Origin of the sequence: Bacteroides sp. Phil13 (genome assembly GCF_001940965.1) — a bacterium.
In the GTDB taxonomy this organism is placed as follows: Bacteria; Bacteroidota; Bacteroidia; order Bacteroidales; family Bacteroidaceae; genus Bacteroides; species Bacteroides intestinalis.
Window position 1 is genome coordinate 12,895 of record NZ_MSHA01000086.1, and the last position, 26,106, is coordinate 39,000.

Here is a 26,106-nt window from a genome sequence, read left to right on the forward strand (position 1 = left end):
TTATATCTCCTTTAAATTAATATGTATGATTAAATAAATTGTTAAATAGTTGGTCTAATTCTGTCTGAGATGCCGGAATATCTTCTATGGGAACATAAAGGTGACTTATTTTCTTATTTTTAATTTGTATGATGCGAATACCTGAACGGGCGTTACCTAATTGTTTTCCTAATGCAGAAGTAGTTATGTACTTAATCCCATTGTTTTCGGCTGTTGCATTATTATGTAAATGCCCCGCAAAGTAATGCGATACATGGTACTTTAGGAAAAGAGCATTATAGATTGTACGTATTTTTATAGGCATATTCGAATAGCTTTCCTTCTCGGATATGTTGGAGAGGAAAAACGGATGATGACCGAAAATAATACGTTGTTCTATTTTACATTTTTGTTTTAGTTCTTTGTGGAGCCATTGGAGCTGATGTTTCTGCTGAGGAGCATCGTCTTTAATAAGACAACTATTGATACCTATTAATTGTACCCCTTTGTGAAGAATTGAAAAGTGATCTTCACCGTACTGAGCATTGTAAAAATCGACATTTTCTTTATTGCAACTATTTCCTATGTCATGATTGCCTGGTACTTTGTATAGGAGTATCTCATGAGAAATAAGATGGCATAACTCTTTGAATTTTTTTATTTGTTCTATATTATGCGAAGAGTTAACGAAGTCTCCGGTTATGACAAGTATTTCTGGTTGTAAGGAATTGATTTTCTGTATAGCTTTTTTTAAGAGTATCGTTTCTTGTTCAATGGATTTATTTTTTTCTATGAATCCCAGTTGTGGATCACTGATTTGTACAATATACCATGGGGCTTGGTCATTGTTACTGGCGAGGCTCCATGTATGAATCAGAATAAAGCAGATAGTTAGAAGTTTTTTCATTAGTATAATTGATTTATGATTGTATAATCAGAAGGTTCCTCAGTCAATCCGCGATAATAGCCAACTGTTAGTATTCCATCTTTTAATGATACTATCCCATATCCGTAACTCTCTTCCTTGTAATAGGAACGAATGAATTTTGCTTCTTCTTTTAAAATTTGCACTCGTTTTTCCAATGTATGGTTTTGCCAGGTCTGGTTCATATCCTTTATTGACGGAAAGCTAGTTGTGACTTTAGGTTGTGGAGGAATTCCAAAATCGCGAATGACACTATTGAACATGAATTGTACTATGGGACCTTTAGGGGTATTTCTGATTAGCTTAGAATATTGATGTAAATGTGCACAGAACACAATTACGTGATATTCGGCAAGTAACTCCAAAAAAGTATTTCTTAATTCTATGTTTTTTACTGGTCTGCGGAGTCCGCTGAATAAGTGCCAGCAACGTTCTGTTACAGGTATCACGGGCTGATGGGTTAAGAGTATTTTGTACTTTGACTTCGACTTAGGGAGCTCTTTACTCAGAAAATCTATAATGCTCGTTTCTGGAAGTCCTTCATCGTTACTGAAGAACTGTTCGAGAATAAATAGTTGAATGTCGTCATTCACTTTATAAGTGTACATTCCATTGGCCAATGTCGTTTGAGCCTGTGCGGAGATGAATGGCAATATTGTATTGCGCCAAGCTTCTGATTGTCCCGGACTATTGCTCACATCATGATTGCCTTTGGTAAGGATCCATGGAACGTCTGATTGTATATTAAGAAGTATATCAGTGCACCCTTGTCCCATTTTCTCTGCAAGTTCCTTATTGCCAGCCACCCCTTCCATTAAGTCTCCCAATTGAAGTATAGCCTTTATTTCAGGCTTGGTTTCTTTGGTTTGCTTTTGGATCAGTTTAAATAAATGAGGCATATATGTAGCTGTATAAAAAGGATATTCTTTTGAGATTTGTGCAAAATCTTGTGGACGCGTGTGTACATAATCCATATCATGCCACTCGAACTTATCCAGATGCAGATCACCTAGAACTAGTAGTGAAGCATCTTGGGCAAATAATTGGCTGGCTGCTCCAAATAGGATAGCAACCAACCAAATAAGCTTCTTTTTTTCTTTGTATTGCATTTTATTTCAGAAGATCTGAGATACAAATTCTTTCATAAGGTTTGTCACCCATCGCTGCGTAATATTCAAAGTATATTTCTCCTTTACTACAGTCAGTCGTTAATATACCATATCCGGGGAGATCTTGCTGTTTGAAATAAGATATATATGGTGTTTCTTCATCTAGCCATTTGATACGCTCTTCCATAGAAGTCGGTTGCCAATTTGGACATTCTTTGGCTAAATTGGAGCCAAATCGAGTGAGAACTTTATTAGTAGTAGTACGCTTCAAGTCCTTTACTACGCTATTGCACATTAATTGAATAATGGGGCCATATTGTGTCTCTCTTTTTACTATTGAAAACAGGTGCATGTGTGCAGCTAATACGATTGCTTTGTTTCTGGCTATAATCTCAAGCAGGCGCTTCCTTTTCTCCGGGTCTTTACGGAAGACATGCCAGCAACGCTCATTGATGGGAATTACAGGTTCGTGTAACATGACAAACTTATATTTAGCATTAGATGATTTTAGATTTTTCTCCAAAAGCTCTAATACATCAATTTTTTTCTCCCAAGGATCAAAACAAACAAATAGATTTTCACCAATTTGATGGGCGTAGTTGGCGGAAGCGATATCAGTGCGATCCAGTTGTTTTTGAAACATTGGTATATAATATGTTATGAAGGCTTCCTGTGCTCCGGGACCTGTAATGTCATGATTCCCTTTGGTGATTATCCAAGGTATAGACATGGCTACAGCATCTACTGCTTTCACTACAGATTGTGCCATTTGTTCTGCTTTCTGCTCGCTTCCTGCAAGTCCTTCTGAGATGTCTCCTAATTGTAAAATAGCTTTTATTTCGGGTTTATAGGTTTTGACTCTATTTCTGAGTTGTTTACTAAATGCTGGCCAATTTTTTTTGGTGAATTGGGTATATTCTGTCGTTACCTGTCTAAGGTCATCGGGCTTTTTTTGAAGCCATTCCATATCGTGGTTCTCCAATAAATCATAGTGAATATCACCTAATATTAGAAAACTTTGGCTTTGTGCATGGGTATTTATACATATTCCAAGACCAAGGCACAGTAAAAAGGTTGAAAATCTTTTTGTCATAATATAAGTATTTTATTAGTTAACGGTAAATTGCTTTTTTAATATGTCTAGGCTTACTGTGCCATATTCTTTGGCCGGTTCCAGTGCGTTTCCTTTGCCAAAATCATTCCATGAATTTACGATGACAAAGCGTTTACTGCCAAGATTCCTTTTGGCTACATTACAATAGTCTATGAAAAACTTTTCTGTTCTTTCTACAATAAGGTTTTTAGATTTTGGATTGGATACCAAATCATTATATGCAGGAAATATACATGGTATATAATCCATTTTCCAAGCAGAAGTGGAATCGCACCAGTTTTTCCAACTAATGTCATTGAAAGAGCAGAAAGCATAGCTGCGATCATAGTCGTTGGGTGCCCAACTAGTCAATGTGATGGCATCCATTGTAATGATACTTTTTTTATAAGTCTGAGGAGCCTTCCAACCTGTTGGGACTTCTCCGATAAAATAAGGGTTGACATTCATGTTTGCAAATTCTTGCCGTATTGTGCTCATTACTGTATTGAAATCAATGGCATTCGGCTGTGAGGAACTGGGAATTAAAGAGGTTATCATAATGACCGGACGGTTGTCGATTTTGAAATAATGGGCTTTTGACATATGGTCATTATATAGTTCTTTTAGTTCTGTAACCATCTGTGCTAATTTCTTTTCTGCAATAGGGGACGCATTTGTTCCCTTCAGGTGAGCTATATTGTAACATATGACCATTTTAGGTGCTTCTGGCGTATAATATTGGGCATACTGGGTTAATAATTTCTGATCATTGTCAGCATTGTCCCATTTAAGTATGAAATAATTTAATCCACCTTGAACTGCCCATTCGAACTGTCGGCTCATCAGTTGTGGATTGGAAAATATATCGTATTCTCCAAGTTCAGGTTCTTCCGGATATCCTTTGTTCCAGTCATTAGTTTTATAGGTGTAGTAATATGCACCTAAGTTCACAGCTTCTTTTAAGGGGGTGGCTGGTATGGGATAGTAGAATTTACTCACGTCCGGCAGATGTTCATCGGTTGAGCATGCGCATAACAGGCAAATTATAGCTCCTAAATAGATATATATTGATTTCATAAGTATAATATTTTAAATTATTCATTTGGCAAATTCGGATTTTTCTTGGCTGGAAGCCCCCATGATAATGTCGTAAATAAATAGTCGCGTCCATTTAATGTTGCAGCGGCTTTATTTACTTCCGTGGTATTGGCTTGATATTCGTCACTTGGGTATAATAGACGGTCAGGCATGTATAAAGTAGTTCCTTCGTAAGAAGAAAACATCGGTTGGAATTCTAGTATCTGAGTCCGTCTTAATAACTCCCAAGCATCTGCGCATTGCATGGGTATGGCTAACCAATGCTGCATTATGATCTGGCGAAGATAATCGCCTGAGGAGATAGCACTACTGCAAATATGTGCAAAATCTTGGAATTCGGTTTCACGCCCTTCTGTATCAGAAGCTGTTCCCCATTTAATACCTGGAGTGTCTTTGTAGGTGGTTACATGCTCTGTTAAACCGTATTTGGCAAAAGAAGCGTCAATACCCTCATAATAGTATTGTTCTGCGGTCTTATGACCACCCCAGCCATAATAGGCTGCTTCGGCTTTTAATAAAGCTGTCTCAGCATATGATATGAATACCCATTCTGCGTCTGGCTTTAAGAAACGGGCTCCAATGGCCGAATAATCTTTTTGTGACATTCCTTTATGTGGATTTTCTTCTGTTGGAAATCCTGTCGGGCTTCCTCCATAAGAAATATTCTGACCAAAATACTCTCCTTTATAAGGCCCTTGGCTAGCCGGTTGTCCGTAGATAGTGAGTCTGGGATCGTTATAAGGTTTAGTATGATAGACCATTGTTTCACATAAAACAGGTAGCGTAGCTAGATTGGCTTGCTCATTGAATACTACTCTATCGTATAATGGACTCCAAGTCAAACTGGTAGTTCCCCAATGAGAAGTTGCAGATTCATCTTCTTTACAGATTGTATTTGTTTCATCTGCTAATACTTCTTTAGCTACAGTGGCTGCCTGAGTTTCATCGGCATTTTTGATACGTAGGGCTAAACGTAGACGAAGAGAATTCGCAAATTTTCTCCATTTAGTGATGTCTCCTCCATATATGAAATCGTATGTTTTGCTGTATTGATCTCCTCCCTTTTCCAGATTATCAGCACACTCTTTTAATTCGTCAAACAGATACTTGTATATTGTCGCTTCTGAATCATAGGTGATATCAGGAGTGCCTTTCAGTGCTTGTGAAGCAGGTATAGGACCGTAAAAAGCAGTTGTTTGTGAGATGAGATAAGCTTTCCAGATCCTGGCAATTAATACTCTGTTTTTATAGTCAGGGTTATCTGAAAAGATTTCTGCGATCTTGTTTACTGGTTGCATACACAAAACATAAGCTGCTTTCCAATATGTATTATTTTCGCTATCGCTATAATTAAAGCGCTGCCAACTTCCATTGAAGCCTGAGAATTGTTGTGTGTAATTAAAGAATATAACCCGGTTCATCGCTCCGCCGTATAGATTCATTGATTCTTTGATTGCTGTTGCAAAGAGGAAGTCAGGTTCTACTCTTGTGGGATTATTAGGGTTTTCGTTGAGATCTCCAAAATCAGTAAAGGAACATCCCCATAGAGATAAACTTACGATGAAGGTCATTACAATATATAACTTTTTCATAATTGTACTATGTTTTTTAGAATGTTAGTTTAATATCAAAACCATATACGGCATTAGGAGGCAGAGAACCGTTTTCTATCCCTTGCCCGTTGCCTGATGTCTGTGAAGCTTCCGGATCGAAACCTTGTGGTGTTTTTTTGTGGATAGTCCAAAGGTTTCGTCCTACAAATGCTAATCTGAGTCTTTGTATCTTAATTTTACTCATCCATTGATTGGGGAATGTATATCCTAATGTTAGTTCTCTGAGTTTTACGTATGATGCATCATAAATCGTAAACTCGGCATAATTAGGTTTACAATATGCATAGCTTTGGGGACTCATGAATTTGTTTGCTGGAGTACCATCTGAGTAGACAGCATCAAACCATGCACCTCCCGAAAGCTCTGAGTCGCTTTCTCCCCATATCTCTTTGCGGATATAATAGTCGTCACGTCCGAAAAGAGTTTCTGAGGTCATACCATTAGTGAGCATTTTACCAGTAGAGGCTGAGTAAATAATTCCTCCTTTTTTGACGTCGATGAGAAAACTGAAGTCGAAATTCTTGTAACGGAATGTATTAGTAATACCACCAACCCAATCCGGTGTAGAAGTTCCAAATTCTTTGTCTGGGTCTTTCATTAGTAATCCACCTCCGTCTTCCATAATCATTTTGCCGTTTTCATGACGTTTAACTCCAAGTCCCCGCATGTATCCATATGGCTTCCCTACTTCTGCATAAACGTAAATATAGCTGGAGTAATTACCTATTTGAAAACGATCTACACCTTCAATCAGACTTATTACTTTAGAGTTGTTTTTTGCCCAATTTAGATTAACTTCCCATGAGAAATTTTTGTTTTTAACCGGTGTTCCATATACCATTAACTCAATACCTTTATTCTGAATTTCCCCAGCATTATAATAACGTTTTTGGTAACCGGATGAAGTCGGGAGTTGTGCATTGATAATTTGATTTTTAGTTGTGGTATTATAATAGGTGAAGTCAATGCCCAATCGGTTTTTGAAGAAGCGTATATCAGCTCCTATTTCCCATGAGTATGTTTTTTCTGGTTTAAGATCCGGATTATTCATGGTGGTAGATAATGATGCTAAAGTTGCATCATTAAATATCCCATTGAAGGAATAGCTGTCATATACTCTATAAGGGCTGGTGTCGCTACCTACGATAGCATATGAACCACGGATTTTTCCAAAAGAAACGATGCTCTTATCCATTTTAAAAGCTTCTGAGAAGATAAAACTACTTCCAACAGAAGGATAAAAATATGAATTGTTTTTAGCAGGTAATGTACTGGACCAGTCATTACGACCAGTGATATCTAGATATATGTAATCATTGAATCCAAGGGACACAGCTCCAAAGATAGAGTTAATTTTCTTTTCACTTAGCTCCTGTGTATCTGTTGGGTACTCCGCTGAATTTGAAATATTAATTAATCCCGGCTGTAATAAGGAATTGATTTTTTGGGTATATCGGGTCTGATTAGTACTATACATGATGATACCGGCATTGGCCATCACAGAAAACTTCTTAAGTCTTTTGTTATAAGTTAGTAATCCTTCGATATTATAATTTTCTAGTTCACGTTGGAATGTTTGCATCTGTCCGTCTGCATCATTCATACTTCCTTTATTGTTAAAGGTATATCCGTTCCAATTATACGTATCGATGCCTGCTTTGGCTTGGAGAGATAGGTCTTTGCTAAAATCAATTTTTAGTACAAATGATCCGATTACACGTTTCTTTGTATCTTTATTCTCATTCTCATTGATAATCCAATATGGATTACTGAAATTCCGGTGTGTACCAATTTCGTTCCCATTTGCATCTTTCCATGTATATAGTTCGGATAGAGATGTGCTCCGTGCCATATGGATATATGAATTCATTGGATTTTTATTGTCACTTTTAGAATATTGTCTGTTAGTTACTCTGTCGTCTATATATGTAATTTTAGAATCTAAACTTAACCAACTAGTGAATTGATTGTTAAGTCTTAAATTGAATGTTGACTTGTTGTCAATATTGAAATTGTTGACAACGCTATTAGAGTGATTATTTGTATAAGATATGCGATACTGATTTTTATTGTTTCCACCTTCTACAGAAATAGAATTAGTCCACATTGTTGCTGTTTGATAGAAGTCTTTTACGTTATCTGGTTCCGGAAGGTATGCTTTTAACTTTCCATCCAAACCAATAACAGGTTGTCCCATCATTGGACTTCCCCAACTTCTATAATTTGTTTTAGATAGGGGAGGATTGTTCTTATTGTCAATATAGAAGCTGGTTCCTACTCCATAGGCATTCTGATATTCTGGAAACTCTGTTAAAGTCTGGAACATGCAGTTGGAGTTTATGTTTACTTTGAATTTTTCACCTCCTTTTTTGGTAGTAATGAGTATTACTCCGTTTGCTGCTCTTGAACCATATAATGCAGATGCGTTGGCACCTTTTAAAACCTCGATATTTTCAATGTCATCAGGATTAATATCTGCTGCTCCGTTTCCATAATCCAGATTACCATTTTCGCCATCCGAATTGTCGATCGGCATGCCATCCACAACGAATAGTGGTTGGTTATTGCCTGTGACTGAATTGTTACCTCGGATAACAATACGTGCAGAGCCATTGTTCATGCCTGGAGGGGTGATTTGTACACCTGCAATTTTTCCAGAAAGAGATGATACAATGTTTGAACTTTTTGCATCATTTATTCCATCCATATTAACTCCTTGTGTTGAGTAGCTTAAAGCTTTGGCTTCGCGTTTAATCCCAAGAGCTGTAACAACCACTTCATCGGTTGTGATAGCATCTTCCTCCATAATCACATTAATGATTGTGCGGTTACCAATCTTTTCTGTGACTTCTTTCATTCCAATAAAAGAAAATTTTAAGGTCGTAGCCCCTTCTGGAATTTGGATTGAGTAGTTTCCCTCCATGTCAGTTAAAACTCCATGTCTTGTCCCATTTTTATCAAATGTGGTGACAGTGACTGCAGGAATTGGCGAATTGTCAGCCTGATCGGTTACTTTCCCTTTTAGCGTACGTTGCTGTGCAAACAAACTTAGGCAAGCACAGAGATAGGCTGTCAGGATGATTAAGTGTCTTTTCATAAAATGATAGTTTTAATTTGATAACTTAATTGTTGTCTGATTGACTGGACAAATATCATTATGACGGATTAAAATCATCTTAAAAAACGATGAAAATAAGCCATTAAAATCATTTTAATGGGAAATGTTATGTAAATGTAATACTGGCTACGAATGAGTGAGTTATTGTAATAGCTATTGTGGCTATTTCTTTTGAATAATATCAGAAAATGATGTTTTGAATTCTGTGTTTAATAGTGCTAAATAGTTTTTGCAATAGGTGTCATAGGTATTTTTGGCTTGTCCCTTTCTTCCTAGAATATAGAGTGTCTTGCATTTCTCTATAAGAGCATCTTCATCCAGCGAGTCGAGCATTAAAATCGTATTGCATATTTTGCATTTTAATTCATTGGAGATGCTTACTATGTCTAATAGCAGTCTTAAGGATTCAATAGCTTGGTTCGTGTAATTGGATTTGTATTCGTCAATCCATTCATTTTGTATACTAGGTAATAAGGTGCCTAATGCTAATTGATTAAGTATCTGGTTTATTTGATTTTCAGATAAAGAATTTGGATTTTCTTGGATAGATTCCAGTGATTGGCTTACATTTTTGTAATCGCATGTGATAGAATCGGATAATTCAATTGTCCAATATCCGTTTGAATGAACTACTTGGATAGGTCCAACTTGTTCTAATAAGGAACGTAACCGCTTAATATTCACACTTAAGTTGTTACGAGCACTGGACTCATTTTTGTCATACCAAAAGCGCTCAATTAACATTTCAGAGGAGATCCCTTTCTTTTTGGTCATTGTGTTAAGTAGTATTAGTACCAGTAAATTCTTTAGGGTAGGGGTAAACGCGCCTGTAATATCATCTCCGTTAATGCCGATGACCTGAAAGCCTCCAAGGAATGTAATGGAAGATTGTCTTTTTTTCAGGATGTGAGGTGTGTTTATTTCTGTATTAGTTTCTTCCATGTTGGTGGTAAACTTTTCTATAATTGGATAAGTAGGCTTTTTCTTTTGAGAATGTCTCCTTTTTTTGTGTAGATAACAGAAAATCAATAATGTAATAGCGAAAAGTAAAAGGCTAATAAGGTAAATGACGCTATGATTAGAAGATGATGTTTGAAGTTGATATATCTCAGAGTGTGTTATAGGAGGAAAATTTAGACTATAAATGCTTATCTCATATTGGTTTTGTGTACTTAATTCTTGGACTAAAGCAATAAACTTGTTCGATTTTTTGTCAAAATAGAGGTCACACATGGATTCCGTATCATTGAACAAGAAAGGAATGGAATCTGCCAAGATTGTTCTAATTGGCTTCTCTAGAGAAAATTTATTTAGATAGATGTATGAGTGATATTTTTCACTGGGATAACAGAGAGTATAAAAGCATTTCTTTTCAGAATCGATGACCATTGAATTACCTTGCACGAAACTATTCTCTAAGTTATCGTATTCCCATATCTTTTTTATCACATAATTTTGAGGATTCAATTCATATAAATCATAAAAATAGCGTGGTGATACTTGTTGTTCTCCAGTTTGGCTACCATATCCTCCGAAAATGTAGACTTTACCGGAAGATTGTCCTAATGCAGCAAGATATCTTGGAGTTATATATGAGCTTAAGTCTTTTTCTTGCCATTGTTTAGTTTTGAAAGAAAACTTCTTTAAGATACTTTTGTACAGATGCTGACCGTATCCTCCAAAACAATATAATGAACTGTCTTGTGAAGAGATAAAATGATTATGATGCCAAAAACGGGGAGATGATGAAGTGCTATGTTTAGATTCCCATCTGTTCTGAACAAAATCGAAAGATTCTATATGTGTGGAATCTATTTCGTAAGATAATAACTTACTTTTTCCTGAATCAAATAGTAACCGGGCTGCATCACTATAGAAGCAAGAGCTGTTCTTTGATACAATCGTATCGAAAAACTGATTTAAGTCAAGGTCGTAAATATATAAATTTTGAGGACCTGCAATATATATTTTAGAGTCTTTTTCGTTAAAAGCCCAGAAATGCCGTTGGGTAGCTGAAACTGTGGCACATTTTTTCCAATGCGCTTTCTGGTCTATTAACCAAACGGGATGTGTTACGGTTGCTTTAGTATTATGATACTTGTCTCGGATTTCATTTTTGCAGTGTTTACAAAGTTCCCATAAGAAGTGCTTTCCTCCAGTTTGCTTCAGTTCAATATTTCTTATAGTCATAGGAGCAACATCTGTTGTAGAATATATGTGGTGTTTAGTTTCTCCAAAGAAAAGCTTCACATTTGTAAATGAAGGAATAGTTCCGTTAAGTTTTAATTTTTGTACCGTGTCACCAATTTTTAGAGTGAGTTCGTCATTACCTTTAGTATAACAGATTGTTATGTGTGTCCATTCTATATCGTCTTGTTTGTTATTCTCACAAGAATAAGTTAGCCTGTTTTCATTGCCAACAATGAGAAAATACGAACGGCTAGGAGAAGAGGAACGAACAACCAAATCTAAATTTTGGTTATCATTGATTATCATACGAAATATATAACCGAAGTTATGCTTTTCCCGTCGTAACTTTAAATCAAAATCCATAGAAAAGCCTTTTGCCAATGAAAGAGTTTCTTCCGGAGTGAGATTTAGAGTGGTTCGTAAGTCCTTATTTACTTCATAAGATTGAAAATAAAGTCCTTCTGCTTTTAAATCGAAGGTGAGGATAAATAATGATAATATGTAGATAATAGTCTGTTTCACGATAATATCAATATGATTAACGGAAACAAAAATAGCAAAAAAAAGAGAGTGGGGAAAGGTTTCACTCTCTTTTTAAATAGAAGATATTGAAAAGTCTGGAATACTATTTCATGGATGGTACATTTCGAAGGAAGGCGGGATATCTTCATCTGCTGATGCCCAGTTTCGATTGGGTTTGTTGCCCATTGTTAATTCAAGAATTCCACCTTTTATCACATCTTTGTGAGAGATCCAGCTTTTATTCCATACTTTACCGTTCAGCTTGGCCGACTGAATGTATTTGTTTGTTTTGCTGTTATTGATTGCGATGACTTTAAAAGTTTTGCCATTACCCAGATGAATGATTGCCTTTTCAAAGAAAGGACTTCCAATCACATACATCGGTAGTCCGGGAGTTACAGGATAGAATCCGAGAGTGGAGAATACTACAAAAGCAGACATTCCTCCGCCATCTTCATCGCCAGGTACTCCCATAAGATCGTTACGGAACCATTGATCAATCAAAGTTCTTATGCTTTTCTGAGTTTTCCAAGGTTGACCTGCATAATTGTATAGGTATGGGATATGAAGGCTAGGCTCGTTTGCCATCGAATACATGCCAACATTACCAGTGTGATCTGGTAGTTGTGCATAAAAAATATATTTGCTTATGCCTAACGGAGTAGAGAATGTACTGTCTAATTCGTTTACAAATTCATTTTTTCCTCCCATTAAATTGATTAAATCAGCAATGTTATGTGGCACATCCCATCTATACACCCAGCCGTTGTTCTCTCCATATGCTTCACGTGCTCCTAATCCTCCGGAAGTTGTGTAATTGAAAGGAGTAATGAAGTTGCCCCTGTCGTCTTTGGGGTGAAAAAATTTAGTTTGAGGATTGAACAGTTTATGATAAGATAAAGATCGTTGGCTAAAGTATTTATAGTCTTCTTTTTTGTTTAATTGAAAAGCAATTTGAGAGAGACACCATTCATCATAAACGGTTCCTAAGGTAACTGCTACCGGTTGTCTTTTTTCGAAGCTGTGTACTTCCGGAATTATTTCTTTTTCTCCCGGACGCAATGCGGGCATGTATCCATTTTCTTTATAAAATAGGTCTAATTTACCTGCTTTTTGAGCCGACCAGGGAGCCAGAGTTTTTTCTGTAATTGCATTTTTACAAGCATAATATGCTTTTTCTATATTGAAGTCTCTTAAACCTTTTACATAAGAGTCTATAATCGTTGCTACTCCGTGATTAGAGTTCATTCTTCGGCTGTCTCCTGTAATTTCAGGGAAAGTAGGCATCCAAAAATTATCCATTTGTTCAGCCATGCGAATGAATGAACGAATCATATCGGTTTCCATTTTGGGTTCTATTAATACCCGCAAAGGGTGGCAAGCACGGTAAGTATCCCAAATCCAATCATCTGTATAAAATGGTACGCCACTATCATTGTGTACGGAATTGTCAAAAGCACTCCAGAACTTGTTGTCTTCTGAAATACATACCATGCGTTCATAGGTTCTGTAAAGAGATGTATAAAATACATTTTTGGTTTCTTCACTTGTCCCTGATACTTCTATTTTGCCTAACTTTTCGTTCCATATTCTTTTTCCATATTCGGCAATTTGATTAAGATCATAATTTTTGATTTCTCGATACAAGTTTTTCATTGCTTGTTCTGTACTAATAAAAGATATCCCGTAGCGGATAGATACGTATTTGGTGTCTTTGGGAAAGGCCATTCCTACTGTTGCATTGTAGCCTTCTGCTGTCTGCTGTTTATAATCCATTTTCCCTTTGATAATAGCTCCTGCTATTTCTGGATTTTCTTGAACCTCCAGGTGAATAAAGACCTTTGTTGAGGAATTCTTTATCTGCTGGAATCCTGATATAATGTTATCTTTTACTGTTAACTGCCCATTATTGGAACTCAATAATATATAAGGTGGTACTTTTTTCTCAAATTTTAGTTGGTATATACCAGATTGGTGAGAAGGAGCAAATTTGACATCTATTTCTTCATTTAAAAGGTGAGTTTGATATAGATAAGGTTTAATAACCTCATTGTCGTATTCATAGTACATCACTCGGGGTATGGAATCATTGGCTTCTGTTTGTACTGCACTCAAATTAAATGCTGATTTGCCTCTATGACTAGTCATCATGATAGGTAGTCCTTTCATCTTTATGGAAGTGAAGTCTGCGCGTTCGGGATATACGCGTAGCATGCTGTTGGGTAATTGTATGGTTGGATACGTTGGAACTAACAAATGACTGATGTTTCCCATGTATGGGTTAACGTAATCAACCGGAGTTTTTTCAGATACGGAGCTTACCTGCTTACAAGAATATAGTAGCAAAAGTGGTAAACAAAAGATGTAGAAATAATTTTTTATATTCATAGGTATACAATTGTTTTCGACAAATGTAGATTTGGAGGCTTAAAAACATATGAAATCTCTCTTAAAAGGCTGAATTAATATAGAAAATTATATGGTTTACATGGATTTTTTTATTAATCCTTGTAAACCATATAATTTTTGTTCGAAAAAACTTTCTTGTGATGGTTGTCTGTAATGTCTGTTATTTTCCCGTACTCATTACTCCTGAGTCATTATCGCTATTGTTTACTTTTCTTTGTGTTACTTTGAACTTACGTCCGAAAGAGAAATTATAGGATAAGCTGACCATAAACATACGTGAGCTTTCCTTAATATAGCTTTTAGTTTTGTATGAGGCAAATTGATTCCAATTTTCATTCTCTACTTTATAATTATCAGTGAATGGGTTGAAGGCACCTACACCTAAACGGAGATCTTTATATTTATAATATAGACCTAATATCTGGATGTTTTCTTCTCCTGAAAGGGTCTCTCCCCAAAAGTTGTTCCAATTGGTATTGATTTGCCAGAATAAGGAGAATCGTTTGTAATTGAATGAAGCTTGGCCTTCGTAATACCAGTTGGTATAAGTGTGAGAGTAATTGTTTCCATGACTCATATAATGATTGACTCCTCCTGTGAATGAAAGTTGCAGCATATCCCATAGTGGCCCTACGCGGAGCATCAGACGTCCGGATAACTTTTGCCAGTCTTTCTGGTTATCCCACGTTTGTACTATTTTATTGCCTTCCTGTAACTTTTCATCCATAATGGCATTGGGACGGTAATCGTATGCACCCCATAGGTTACTGTAGAAAATACCTTTTTTCCACTCATAAGTCAGTTCCGTACGATAGCACATGTACGATTTCAGGTTCGGATTACCACGGCGTATCTGGAAAGAGTCTATAGTTTGTTCTATAGCGCTCAGGTTACTCAATGAAGGAGTTGCATTGAATACTTCGGCTTTCCAACGGAGGTATGAGTTGTCAGAAAAAGTGTAATGTAACGTAGCTTTAGGGTTTACACTGTACTTTTTAGAAGAATCATCATTTCCGCTTTGGTTGTAATAGAAACGGGTTAAGCTGATTCCTAATCTGTAATCCAGTTTGTTTATCTTGCCACGGTATTCACTGAATATATAACTATTTCCCTGATTCATCCGGGTATCGTAATTATGCCCGTTCCGGTATTCGTTGTTAGAGTAAGATTGGGTATGCTGCAAACCGAAACTCAGCGCATTACCTTTTGAAAATTGCTTTTCGTAAATGGCCTCCCCAATCAGGGAGTATTTGTCGCCCAATACATCATTGTTTATATCGGTCAGCATTTCATCGTGAAGACTTTCCTGATAGATACGGTGTGATTTTTCCCGGTTATAGGTTCCTACCAAGTTGAATACCAAAGTCTGTTTGTTTTTCAGGCTTTGTTGAAAGTAGAGATCTAAGGATGGGCGCGTCCAACTATTTTTTGTACGGTCTATCATATTTACCATATCCGTTTCATCATTTACATTATAAAGTACTCCCTGATAATCCCAATTCGGTTGATTGTTACCGCGCAGGCGGAAGGTAGCGCTGAATAAAGAATTCTGGGATGCTTGGAGACTGTAATTCACATTCAGATTTTGCATAAATAACATAGCATGACTGGGCTCTCCTTTTTCCATTCGCTGAATGGTGCTGCCATCTGCCAGGCGGAAAGTTTCTTCATTATCCCGGTACATGCCATAGAAATCACGGGGACCCATGTAATAAGAAAGTCCGAACTCGGATTTTTTGTGGTTGACCTTACCGAATACATTGTAATTTCCCCACATAGCATTGACTCCCTGGCTAAGATCTGTGCCGAAACTTCCGCCCGTATCGGGGCGACGAACGATGTAATCGAGTACGATCTCGGCATTACCATAACGTAATCCTGGGTTGTCATGATATTCTATGCGGATAATGTCAGCTGGGCGTAAAGCCTTTATTTCATTGATATCTGCTTTTGCTCCATTGATACGTATTTGTAATTCGCCACCACCGGATATTCCGATTTCATTATTCATCGGGTTAACCTGAATGCGCGGAAGCATTAGTTCTTGTAGTAGGTTGACGCCATTGGTAGAGACTTTCATTTGTCGCTCGGAAGGGAATACCAGTTTCCGGTCCGGACGACTGATTTGGTTAGAGCCATTGATGGTTACACCTTCCAATGCTACAGCAGCATCTTCCATATGAATATCTCCCAGATCTGTATTACGCTTCACTCCATTCAGCGTAACATACTGTGTATTGTAGCCGATGCTGGAAAGTACTAATCTGTAATCTCCTGCATCTATCTTATTGAAAATGAAATTGCCGTTGTTATTAGTTGATACTCCACTTACGAATGTAGAGTCGATGGTTTGTAACACCACATTTACAAATTCTACGGCTTCGTTATCTGTGGTGTTACGTATAGTACCTTTTATTTCTATCTTTTGGGCAAAGATTCCCTGTACCATGCTGCTTAACAGTATGGCTATTAATAATCTTTTCATTGTCGTTTTATGATTTTAATTCCTTATTCCAGAATGGCCGGTTCTGTTTCAGGTTGTTTACTGTTGGTTAGACGAAAAAGAGGGGAGTAAAGTTGCATCATTGGCTGCCTTTTTTATTCTAGGGGAGTTAACCCCAAGTTTAAAGCTATCAGGCGAAAAATATGTAAACAGGAAAAAAGCGCCTAAAGAATGAACGTGATATTACAATAAATCAAGAGTCTTAGAAAAGTAATTGAATCATTCAAAACAAACATAATGACCGATTCTTTCCAGGTCCGTTTCTGTAAATTCCTCATAGAGGGAGAAAGGTTTAAGGCTCGTTAGCGAGCCTTTTTTCTTGCGATATTCTACGATGGCTTTGGCTTGGTAGAAGTTAATATAGGGATGGGAGCGCAATCTGTCTACACTGATACGGTTCAGGTTGATGCGGTGGACATTTGCCGGGTCGATGCTGAACCAGGCTCGCAATTGCTGAATATTCAGGTTGATATCTTTTAGTTGTTCTATTTGGTAGAATCCACCTAATCGCTGTCGATAACCAACTATCAGACGAGCAATGCCGCTTCCGATACCTGGAATCTTTTTTAATTCAGTGGTGTCGGCGCGATTCAGATCAAGAATGGTTCCGGGTTCATACTTGATATTCTCCATCGGTACGTTTTGGGCAATGTACAATTGTGGGATGTGATGTACTGTATCTTCCGGTGGAATATGTATGTAAGGTAAAAGAGCAGAATATTGTTCTTCTGTCATCCCATATACCTTTTTAAAATCTTCCGGTTTACGGAATTTTCCACCTTTTGCCCGATAGTGCAGGATATTCTTAGCCATCCAGGCTGGCAATCCTAAGCGTCGGAATGTGATGGAATCCGCAGTGTTTGGATTGAAAGAAGCCAGGATTACAGGAGGGTTCTCTTCTTGTTTCTTATAAGTCGTGTATTGCCTTTCACGGTGCTGTTCTTTCTCTTTCAACGAGGCTATGAATTCTTCATATTCTTGTTCGGCATCGGCTTGTATGACCATATCATCCGGAGAGATATACTCCCTTCGTTGCCAGGCAGATATAAGATACCCGGCGAGAAAAACGATACAAATAGCTGCTATGAGCATTAGGATACCTCGTTTTTCTCCCCGGGAAAAGTAAAAGTAATCTTTAAATAGATTCTGCATCTCCTACAATTTCAAGAAACCCAATTCTTTGATGAAAATGAGTGTAATTGCTATCGGAGCTATAAACTTCAATATGAATATCAGCAATTTGTAAAATGTCACTTTCAGTGTTCCGTTATTGCTTATTTCTTTCCAGACAATCTTCTTGTTCAGGTACCAGCCGGTGAAGATGGAAATACACAAACCACCCAATGGCAACATGATCTTGGCTGTGACAAAGTCGAACAGGTCGAATAAATTCAAGCCAAATATAGTATAACCCTTGCCTACACCGAGTGACAGTGAACATAAAATACCTAAGAAGATGCAACCGCCTGTAACAAAGCTTGCTGCACGTTTGCGGCTCAGATGGAATTCTTCGTGTAGATAGGCTGTTACCACTTCGTGCATGGAAATAGTGGAAGTCAGTGCGGCAACTGCCAGAAGAATATAAAACATGACTGAGAATATATAAGCTAATAAAGGTACTCCGCTAAATGCTTGTTGAAATACATTGGGCAGCGTAATGAAGATAAGGCTCGGACCTGCATCCGGCTGGATACCTACCGAGAATGCAGCGGGGAAGATGATAAGTCCTGCCAATATAGCGACGAATGTATCGATAATGCTGACACTAAAAGCGGTTTTTGTCAGATTCGTATCTTTTTTGAAATAGGATGCATAGGTACAAAGGCACCCCATTCCCAAACTTAGTGAGAAGAAAGCCTGCCCCATAGCGCTTAAGAACACATTGGCATTCACCTTATCCCATTCCGGTTTCAAGAGAAACTCGAGACCGGCACCTGAACCCGGCAATGCAATAGAACAGCCTGCCAATATAATCAACAGGATAAATAGCATTGGCATCATTATTTTGGCAGACTTCTCGATGCCTTTTTCCACCCCTTTTACGATGATAAAATGAGTGGCAAGAAGAAAGAGTACCAGCCAGATAACCGGACGCCAAGGATTAGAAGAAAATGAATTGAAGGTATTGATGTAATCGGCTGACGTTTTTCCGGCAAAGTTATCGGTAACAGCTTCACCTATAAATTCCAGTGTCCAACCGGCTACCACAGAGTAATAACTCAAAATCAGGAACCCTGCTAATACACCCATGCGTCCTACCCAGCGCCATTGTGTACCCGGTGCCAGCTTTTGGTAAGCTCCTGCTGTATTGGCACGTGAGTGTCGTCCGATAAGGAATTCGGATACCATGATAGGGATTCCTAAAATAAGTACGCATGCTAAGTAAATGAGAATAAACGCAGCACCGCCATGATTGCCAGTCTCGTAGGGAAACCGCCAGATGTTACCCAGACCGACTGCGGAACCTGCCGAAGCAAGTATGACGCCTAATTTGCTCCCAAAGTTAGCTCTGTCATTTTTAGTCATAAAAAAGTAGATTTTTCTTTCATTTCGTTATTATTCTCTACTAGAACATGCAAATATAGAAAATGTTCTGTACTTTTGCGCACAAATCGTTCATAAATTGAGATATGCTATACTATATTAAAAAATATCCGGTATCGTTGCTGATTATACTGACAGTGATTTATCTGTCGTTCTTTAAACCGCCAACAACGGAATTAAGCCGAATACCGAATATTGATAAAATTGTACATATTTGTATGTATTTAGGTATGTCCGGTATGTTGTGGCTGGAATTCCTGCGAGCACATCGTAGAAATGATTCTCCTCTATGGCATGCATGGGTAGGGGCATTTGTATGCCCCGTATTATTCAGTGGAATGGTGGAGTTGTTGCAGGAATATTGTACAACTTACCGTGGCGGGGACTGGTTGGATTTTGTAGCGAATACAACAGGAGCATTCATAGCCTCGATGATAGGCTATTTTGTACTACGTCCGTGGATGGCGAAAAAATAATAAGCAGTGATCGATTATAAGTAATCAATCACTGTACTCAGTTTAATTCCGTTGGATCCTTTAATCAGGATGGTTTTTCCATGAGGTTTATTTTTTTGTAAAGCTTCGATAACTGCCGGGGCGTCCGGATAAGTCGGGAAGTCATGTCTTGCAGCAGCGAACTGTTCACCTACCAACATTACATCTTTAAAACCACATTCCGTCAGGAAGTCTACAATCTTTTGATGTTCTTTCGGACCGTCTTTTCCTAATTCCCTCATATCTCCCAATATCAGCATTTTATTGTCAATTTCCATGTTATGGAAGTTGCTGATTGAGGCTTGCATACTGGTAGGGTTCGCATTGTATGCATCAATGATTAATGTATTATCTGCCGTCTGTTTCAGTTGTGAACGATTGTTCTGCGGAGTATATTCTTTTAGAGCAGTATCTATTTTCCCCGATTCTACATCAAAGAAATGCCCGATAGTAACAGCGGCAAGTGCATTGGCGAAGTTGTATTCACCGATTAGCTGTGTCTTCACTTCATGATGCTCACCGTCTTTGCCTGCTTTCCATTCAAAAGTCAGATAAGGTGAGTTGCCCGTAACGTGTCCATTGATGTATAATCCATCTTCACTTCCATAGGAAATCTGGTTCAATCCCCAGGCTATGTTTCTTAGATATAAGTTGTCGTGATGGATGAAGATAGTGGAATCTTTACGTTCACGAAGATAATCATATAGTTCACCTTTGGTTTTGATGACCCCTTCGAAAGAACCGAAACCTTCCAGATGCGCTTTACCTACATTCGTGATAATTCCGTAATCAGGTTCGGCAATGTCCACTAACTCCTTTATGTCACCAGGATGGCTGGCTCCCATTTCTATGATGCCGAGATCATGCTCTGCTTTCAGACGCAACAGGGTGAGAGGGACTCCTATATGATTATTCAAATTTCCTTGCGTATAAAGTATAGTGTATTTTGGGGAAAGAACAGCAGCAATCAGTTCTTTGGTAGTAGTTTTTCCATTAGTCCCTGTGATACCGATGATTCGTGTTCCTATTTGACGGCGATGGTAATTAGCCAGTTCTTGCAGAGTATGCAAACAACTATCTACCAGTATATAATGTGGATCTCCTGCAGGTGCATATTCTACTTCATCTACTATGGCGTAGTTACTTCCTGATTCCAATGCTTTAGTAGCAAAAGCGTTCCCATTGAAATTGTCACCTTTTAGTGCAATGAATAAAGAGCCTTCAGGGCAGTTGCGACTGTCGGTTGTTACACTAGTGCATTCCAGAAATATCTTGTAAAGGGCGGTGATATCCATAACTATCTCCTTTTTGAAACGTTGTTATATTCTATTGTCTAAAAACGTTGCAAAGATAGATATTCTCCGTTACGGTGGTACGTTTATAGTGAAAATGTTTTTTATTCTTTCAAAGGTAAAGTCAGGATAAAGCGGCAGCCAGTTGTATAGGTTGAGTCAATCAGAAGGCTACCTCCCATCTTTTCGGCAATCAAGCGGCTGATGGATAAACCTAATCCTGTGCCGGGGACAAATGAGTCCAATTTGGTGAAACGCTCAAACACAGCTTCTTGCTTATCTGCCGGGATGCCGATACCCGTATCGGTCACACTGAACAGGATTACTTTCTCTTCCTCACGGATATGGTATGTGAGGGTGACACTACCTTCCTGTGTGAACTTTGCCGCATTTTGTAGAAGATTCATTAATATCTGCGAAATACGGTCGGGATTTGTCTGCATGGTGAAGTTTTCACGTTCGGGGGTGAATATCAGTTGCACATCCGGTTTAAGCTTGGAGCGTACTTGGTCTATGCAGGTTTGACAGACGCCTGTGATCTCCGCAATGCTCTGTGCAGGTATCTCCCGCTCACCATCCAGATAGGAAAGGTCGAGCACGTCATTGACGAGTTGCAGAAGGCTGGTACTGTTCTGTTCAATGATATGGGCATATTCTTTAGTGTCATCGTTATCGCTGAAGTAACTGCTGAGAATTTGTGAGAAGCCTACAATGGAATTGAGCGGCGTACGTATTTCGTGACTCATGTTCTGAATGAATTCTGATTTCATGCGGCTGCCGTCTTCTGCTTGCTCTTTAGCGTATTTTAGTTCCTCCTGAGAGCAGAGTAATTCATTGTTTTTTTCGCTGAGTTGCTTTTGCGATATGCGTAGTCGCCCATTGAGGAGATGTTCGCGGTAGAAGATGATAAAGCCGAGACTTAGTAATGCAATCAGGAAAATGATGATACGTTGTTTGTTCGCCAGATCGCGTTGCTGCATTTGTTGTTGCAGTTCACTCTTTTCCAGATTTAGACGCTCTACCCCTAACATAGCGGCGAATTCTCCTGCCGTGATATTTTCATTGCTTATCTGGGCTGAGTCATTTAGAGTATAGTATTTATTATAATATTGGGCAGCTTGGGACAAATCGCCCATTTCATAGTATATTGCAGCCCGATTGAGAATGTCTTCAATATAATTTTTATCATTTTGGTGGTATACGCTGATGATATGATCCTGAACTTCCAGTGCTTTCTCGTATTGTTTGGTTGCTATATAGTATTGTTTCAGGACTCCGGCATATTCTTGCAGATTCTTCTGCACTTCTTTTTTAGCGTTGGATAAGTCTTTGGCTTTTTTTAGGTAGTCCCATGCCTGGGCATTATCGTTAATTAAAAGATAATATTGGGCGAGGCGGACATAATAATAGAATTCCTGTGTGCTGCTATAAATACAGGTAGCGCTTTTGTTGAGGCATTCGAGGGCTTCATCTGTTTTGCCTGTCAGGCTGTAGAGCCCTCCCAACATCGAGTAGGTGGTGGATAAGTTATATTTGTCCAAGCCGTATTCCAGCGTAATTTCTATTTCTTTCTTTTTATTATCGATGGCCAGGCTGTACAGTCTTTTGAGTTGATAAATGCTGCTTAGCACATTGTAGGCATTGGCAATGCCATCCATGTACTGTTCCTGTTCCGCTTCCTGCATCATCTTGTTGGCTTCATATAGTGCTATGTTGTTTTGATGTTGCTTGATGTAGTAGTTGATGAGCCGTTTGCTCCATGCGAAGTAGTAGTATTTAGGCTGATTGGTTTTCTTGGCAAAGTCCTTTACTATTTCTACATAGTGGTTGATACTGTCCGGTTGGTTGTTTTTATAATAATAATAATCGAGTTTATTACATAATGCTACCGCTTGCATACGCTGATCCCCTTGCTCTTCTGCCATAAGGAAAAGAGTATCTGACATTTGCATAACGATAGGAGAACTTACTTCAGCTTTGCAACGCATATAATAGGCATACAATGTACTGTCTACATTATATTCTTTTTGTGTGTCTCTTTGTTGCCCTTGCATTGGAAAACTGCATAAGATGCCGAGACAAAACAAAAAAATGAAAATAGGTAAAGGCGGTTTCTTTGTGTTCATTATTGGTAAAACTCTTTTTGCAAATTTAGCTTTTCTTTATTGGAATAAAAAGTTTTTATGACACTTTTTGGTGTCTATTATGTAGGTAGAGTCAGTATAAAGCGACACCCATCCATATATTGGGCATCAAGTGCAAGATTACCACCCATCCTTTCCATAATGAGACGGCTGAGGGCAAGTCCTAATCCGGTACCTTTTGAAAATGTATCTAATTTGGCGAATCGTTCGAACACAAATTCTTGTTTATCCTGGGGAATGCCAATGCCGGTGTCGGTGATGCAAATCATGATTTGCTTTTGTTTGGGAAGAATGCGCCAGCTAAGTGTAATACCACCTTCTTCTGTAAATTTTGCTGCGTTGTGCAGTAATTGTAATACTACCTGTCCAAGACGTGCTGGGTTTGTATACAGATAGAGTTCGTTCTGTTCAGGTTGATAAGAAAGAACGACTCCGGGTTTAACCAGGCGTTTTGCGCGTTCCATCCATTGTAGACAAAGCTCATTTAGCTCACTCTTTGTGTCGATAGGGATGGTAGTACCACTATCAAGACTGGATAATTCCAATACGTCGTCTACTAATTGAAGCAGATGATTACTGCCTTGCTCGATGATAGTTGTATATTCTTTCGATTCTTCGTCTTCTTCAGAAATCTTGCTACTGAGTATTTGCGAGAAACCAACTATGGAATTGAGTGGTGTACGTATCTCATGGCTCATATTCTGTATGAATTCAGTTTTCATACGGCTGGCACTCTGTTCTGCATCTTTAGCACGGCGTAGAACTTTATTAAGCCGGGTTTCGCGAAAAAACATAATGCCGACAATTACTACTATGATACATAATAGAATGATAATATACCGGCGTGTTTCTAATTGTATTTCTTGATTTTTCTGTATTAACTCTTTGTTTTCCAGGTTAAGATGTTCCATTCCCAAAATGGTTGCGAACTCTCCTACAGCTATATCTTCCTGAGCACTATTCAGTGAATCACTGAGTTCAAAAGCTTTTTCATAACTCTCAATTGCTTTCTGATAGTCCTTTTTAGCAGTATAGATGGACCCACGTGTGCGATATAGTGTAGGGGTGATAAATCCATTTTGACTAAGCTTTTCAAAGGCTTGCTGGAATACATCTAGGGCTTTATCGAATTCACCGGTTTCTATGTAATAATTGGTTTCAATTTCTAGTAGATTAGTGGTGCGCTTAATACGTAATTCTGTATTCTTGCTGAAAAGTTGTGTGGTTTCTTTTAATGTTTCCCGGGCTTTGACCATATCTTTGGTGTGGATGTAATAACGGAGTAGTCCGCATAGATAAGCTCCTTGGTTTAGTTCATTACCTATATACAATTTACTTTCTTCAAGAGCTTCCCAGGCCTTTTCCGGTTCATTGGTACGGAGGTAGCAGTTACTTAATTCAAGATATTTATTTGTCAGATTATACTTATTCAGATTATATTTTAATGTGAGATCTATCAGCTTTTGGGCATATACAGTGGCTTGCTTATAGAGTTCTTTGCTCTGATAGATGCGTAATAGGGCCTGATAGCAATTCTGCATACCATCGATTTCTTCCCGGCTTTCCGATTCTTGCTGCATTTTGTTGGCTTCATAAAGAGCCAGGTTTAATTTCTTTTGTCTTGTATAGTAAGTTATGAGGCGGTTGGCCCAGGCAAAATAATAATATTGGGGCTGATTGGTTTTCCGGGCAAAGTCTTTGATAGTGTTGGTATACAATATCAGGCTGTCCTCTTGGCCTTCAAAGGACGGACTAAAATAGAAATGGTCTGTTTTGCTGGAGATGGCTACTGCCTGCATTCGTATATCACCTTTTTCTTTGGCCATAAGAAAGAGTGTATCAAGCATTTGCATGACAGATGAAGATTTGATTTCTGTCTTGCAATGTTGATAGTACACAAACAATGTACTGTCTACATGATACTTTTCTTGTTCGCTTGTTTCTTGTCCGCAAAGCTGCCACGGAATAAGCAACCAGAAAAAGAGTAAGAAGAGAGAGGATAATCTGCCCATCTTGTATATTTTCATAGTTTACTACTTTTGCCTGTTAGTTGACAATCCTGAGCAAAGTTAATTTGTTTTTTTATATTTTATAGGATTATGCTGACCTTTTTTGTTTACATTTGCAAAGTATAAACGAAAAAGGACTATCCATGGAAACGTTATCTTCTAAATATATCAATGTCAACGGTTCTTTACTCGACCTTTCTGGGCCCTGCGTTATGGGAATATTGAATATTACTCCTGATTCTTTTTATGCCGGTTCACGTATGCAAACTGAAGCTGAAATAGCTGCACGGGCGCAACAGATATTGGATGAGGGTGCCAGGATTATAGATATCGGTGCATACTCTTCCCGACCGAATGCAGAAAACGTTTCTCCCCGTGAAGAGATGGAACGTTTACGCATGGGATTGGAAATCTTGCGCAAGACACAACCCGGAGCAGTTATTTCTGTTGATACTTTCAGAGCGGATGTAGCACGGATGTGTGTGGAGGAATATGGAGTGGCTATAATCAATGATATTGCTGCCGGAGAGATGGATGCGGATATGTTTCGTACAGTGGTCGAGCTGAATGTGCCTTACATTATGATGCATATGCAGGGAACTCCGCAGAATATGCAGCAACATCCGCACTACGATAATCTTCTGAAAGAGGTGTTTTTGTATTTTGCTCAGAAGGTGCAGCAGTTACGTGACCTGGGTATGAAGGATATTATTCTTGATCCTGGTTTCGGTTTCGGTAAGACGGTAGAACATAACTATGAACTTCTGGCGCATCTCGAAGAATTTCGTGTTTTTGAATTGCCTTTGTTGGTAGGTATTTCCCGTAAGTCCATGATCTATCGCTTATTGGGTAACACTCCGCAGGATGCATTGAACGGAACAACGGTACTTGATACTATTTGTCTGTTGAAAGGAGCTGATATTCTCCGGGTACATGATGTACGCGAAGCCGTAGAAACGGTGAAGATTGTGGAGGCAATGCGGAAAAATAGTGATAAGGTGATAGAGTGATAAGTGATATAAGGAAAGTCACTTAGCTCATAATTCATAATTCATAAATCATAA

Annotated in this window: 16 protein-coding genes; 2 read left to right on the forward strand and 14 right to left on the reverse strand. The window is 38.3% G+C overall.

What is annotated here, in order from left to right:
* Window positions 1-16: 16 nt before the first annotated feature.
* The 11 genes from BWI44_RS16955 to BWI44_RS17005 all read right to left on the reverse strand — a co-directional run bounded on the left by BWI44_RS16955 (window position 17) and on the right by BWI44_RS17005 (window position 19,085).
* Window positions 17-886 carry a metallophosphoesterase gene (locus BWI44_RS16955; protein WP_007660587.1) on the reverse strand — a complete coding sequence of 290 codons (870 nt, stop codon included), beginning with the start codon at window positions 884-886 and terminating at the stop codon, window positions 17-19.
* Complete coding sequence (locus BWI44_RS16960; RefSeq protein ID WP_007660586.1) at window positions 886-2,013, reverse strand: metallophosphoesterase family protein; 1,128 nt, start codon at window positions 2,011-2,013, stop codon at window positions 886-888. Before BWI44_RS16960 ends, BWI44_RS16955 begins: the two co-directional genes overlap by 1 nt.
* Before the next feature lies 1 nt (window position 2,014).
* Window positions 2,015-3,106, reverse strand: coding sequence for a metallophosphoesterase family protein (locus BWI44_RS16965; RefSeq protein WP_195208754.1), 1,092 nt, complete (start codon window positions 3,104-3,106; stop codon window positions 2,015-2,017).
* A 15-nt stretch (window positions 3,107-3,121) separates the two neighbouring features.
* On the reverse strand, window positions 3,122-4,183 hold the full coding sequence (locus tag BWI44_RS16970) for a glycoside hydrolase family 99-like domain-containing protein (RefSeq protein WP_007660584.1): 1,062 nt from the start codon (window positions 4,181-4,183) through the stop codon (window positions 3,122-3,124).
* 17 nt (window positions 4,184-4,200) lie between these two features.
* Window positions 4,201-5,796 (reverse strand): SusD/RagB family nutrient-binding outer membrane lipoprotein, encoded by a 1,596-nt coding sequence (locus BWI44_RS16975; protein WP_195208755.1) that lies wholly within the window; start codon window positions 5,794-5,796, stop codon window positions 4,201-4,203.
* A gap of 16 nt (window positions 5,797-5,812) precedes the next feature.
* Window positions 5,813-8,914 carry a SusC/RagA family TonB-linked outer membrane protein gene (locus BWI44_RS16980; protein WP_007660582.1) on the reverse strand — a complete coding sequence of 1,034 codons (3,102 nt, stop codon included), beginning with the start codon at window positions 8,912-8,914 and terminating at the stop codon, window positions 5,813-5,815.
* A 183-nt stretch (window positions 8,915-9,097) separates the two neighbouring features.
* The gene (locus tag BWI44_RS16985) at window positions 9,098-11,647 is read right to left on the reverse strand and encodes a hypothetical protein (RefSeq protein ID WP_195208756.1); all 2,550 of its coding nucleotides are present in this window, start codon (window positions 11,645-11,647) and stop codon (window positions 9,098-9,100) included.
* Window positions 11,648-11,755: 108 nt separating this feature from the next.
* Window positions 11,756-14,035 (reverse strand): GH92 family glycosyl hydrolase, encoded by a 2,280-nt coding sequence (locus tag BWI44_RS16990; RefSeq protein WP_044154689.1) that lies wholly within the window; start codon window positions 14,033-14,035, stop codon window positions 11,756-11,758.
* A gap of 181 nt (window positions 14,036-14,216) precedes the next feature.
* A complete protein-coding gene (locus BWI44_RS16995; protein WP_195208757.1) occupies window positions 14,217-16,541 on the reverse strand; it encodes a TonB-dependent receptor in 2,325 nt (774 codons plus the stop codon).
* 237 nt (window positions 16,542-16,778) lie between these two features.
* The gene (locus BWI44_RS17000; RefSeq protein WP_044533245.1) at window positions 16,779-17,711 is read right to left on the reverse strand and encodes a ComEA family DNA-binding protein; all 933 of its coding nucleotides are present in this window, start codon (window positions 17,709-17,711) and stop codon (window positions 16,779-16,781) included.
* Between the two features lie 3 nt (window positions 17,712-17,714).
* Complete coding sequence (locus BWI44_RS17005) at window positions 17,715-19,085, reverse strand: sodium-dependent transporter (RefSeq protein WP_044533246.1); 1,371 nt, start codon at window positions 19,083-19,085, stop codon at window positions 17,715-17,717.
* A 104-nt stretch (window positions 19,086-19,189) separates the two neighbouring features.
* Between BWI44_RS17005 and BWI44_RS17010 the strand changes: the two genes are divergently transcribed.
* Complete coding sequence (locus tag BWI44_RS17010; protein ID WP_195208758.1) at window positions 19,190-19,579, forward strand: VanZ family protein; 390 nt, start codon at window positions 19,190-19,192, stop codon at window positions 19,577-19,579.
* 14 nt (window positions 19,580-19,593) lie between these two features.
* Here the strand turns inward: BWI44_RS17010 and BWI44_RS17015 are convergent, their stop codons facing one another.
* The 3 genes from BWI44_RS17015 to BWI44_RS17025 form a co-directional block, all read right to left on the reverse strand.
* On the reverse strand, window positions 19,594-20,892 hold the full coding sequence (locus tag BWI44_RS17015; RefSeq protein WP_007660574.1) for a UDP-N-acetylmuramoyl-tripeptide--D-alanyl-D-alanine ligase: 1,299 nt from the start codon (window positions 20,890-20,892) through the stop codon (window positions 19,594-19,596).
* Between the two features lie 101 nt (window positions 20,893-20,993).
* The gene (locus BWI44_RS17020; protein ID WP_082074151.1) at window positions 20,994-22,943 is read right to left on the reverse strand and encodes a tetratricopeptide repeat-containing sensor histidine kinase; all 1,950 of its coding nucleotides are present in this window, start codon (window positions 22,941-22,943) and stop codon (window positions 20,994-20,996) included.
* Between the two features lie 149 nt (window positions 22,944-23,092).
* Window positions 23,093-25,060, reverse strand: coding sequence for a tetratricopeptide repeat-containing sensor histidine kinase (locus tag BWI44_RS17025; RefSeq protein ID WP_195208759.1), 1,968 nt, complete (start codon window positions 25,058-25,060; stop codon window positions 23,093-23,095).
* A 125-nt stretch (window positions 25,061-25,185) separates the two neighbouring features.
* On the opposite strand from BWI44_RS17025, the gene folP reads away from it, so the two are divergent.
* Window positions 25,186-26,052, forward strand: coding sequence for a dihydropteroate synthase (gene folP / locus BWI44_RS17030; RefSeq protein ID WP_118308093.1), 867 nt, complete (start codon window positions 25,186-25,188; stop codon window positions 26,050-26,052).
* Window positions 26,053-26,106 lie beyond the last annotated feature (54 nt).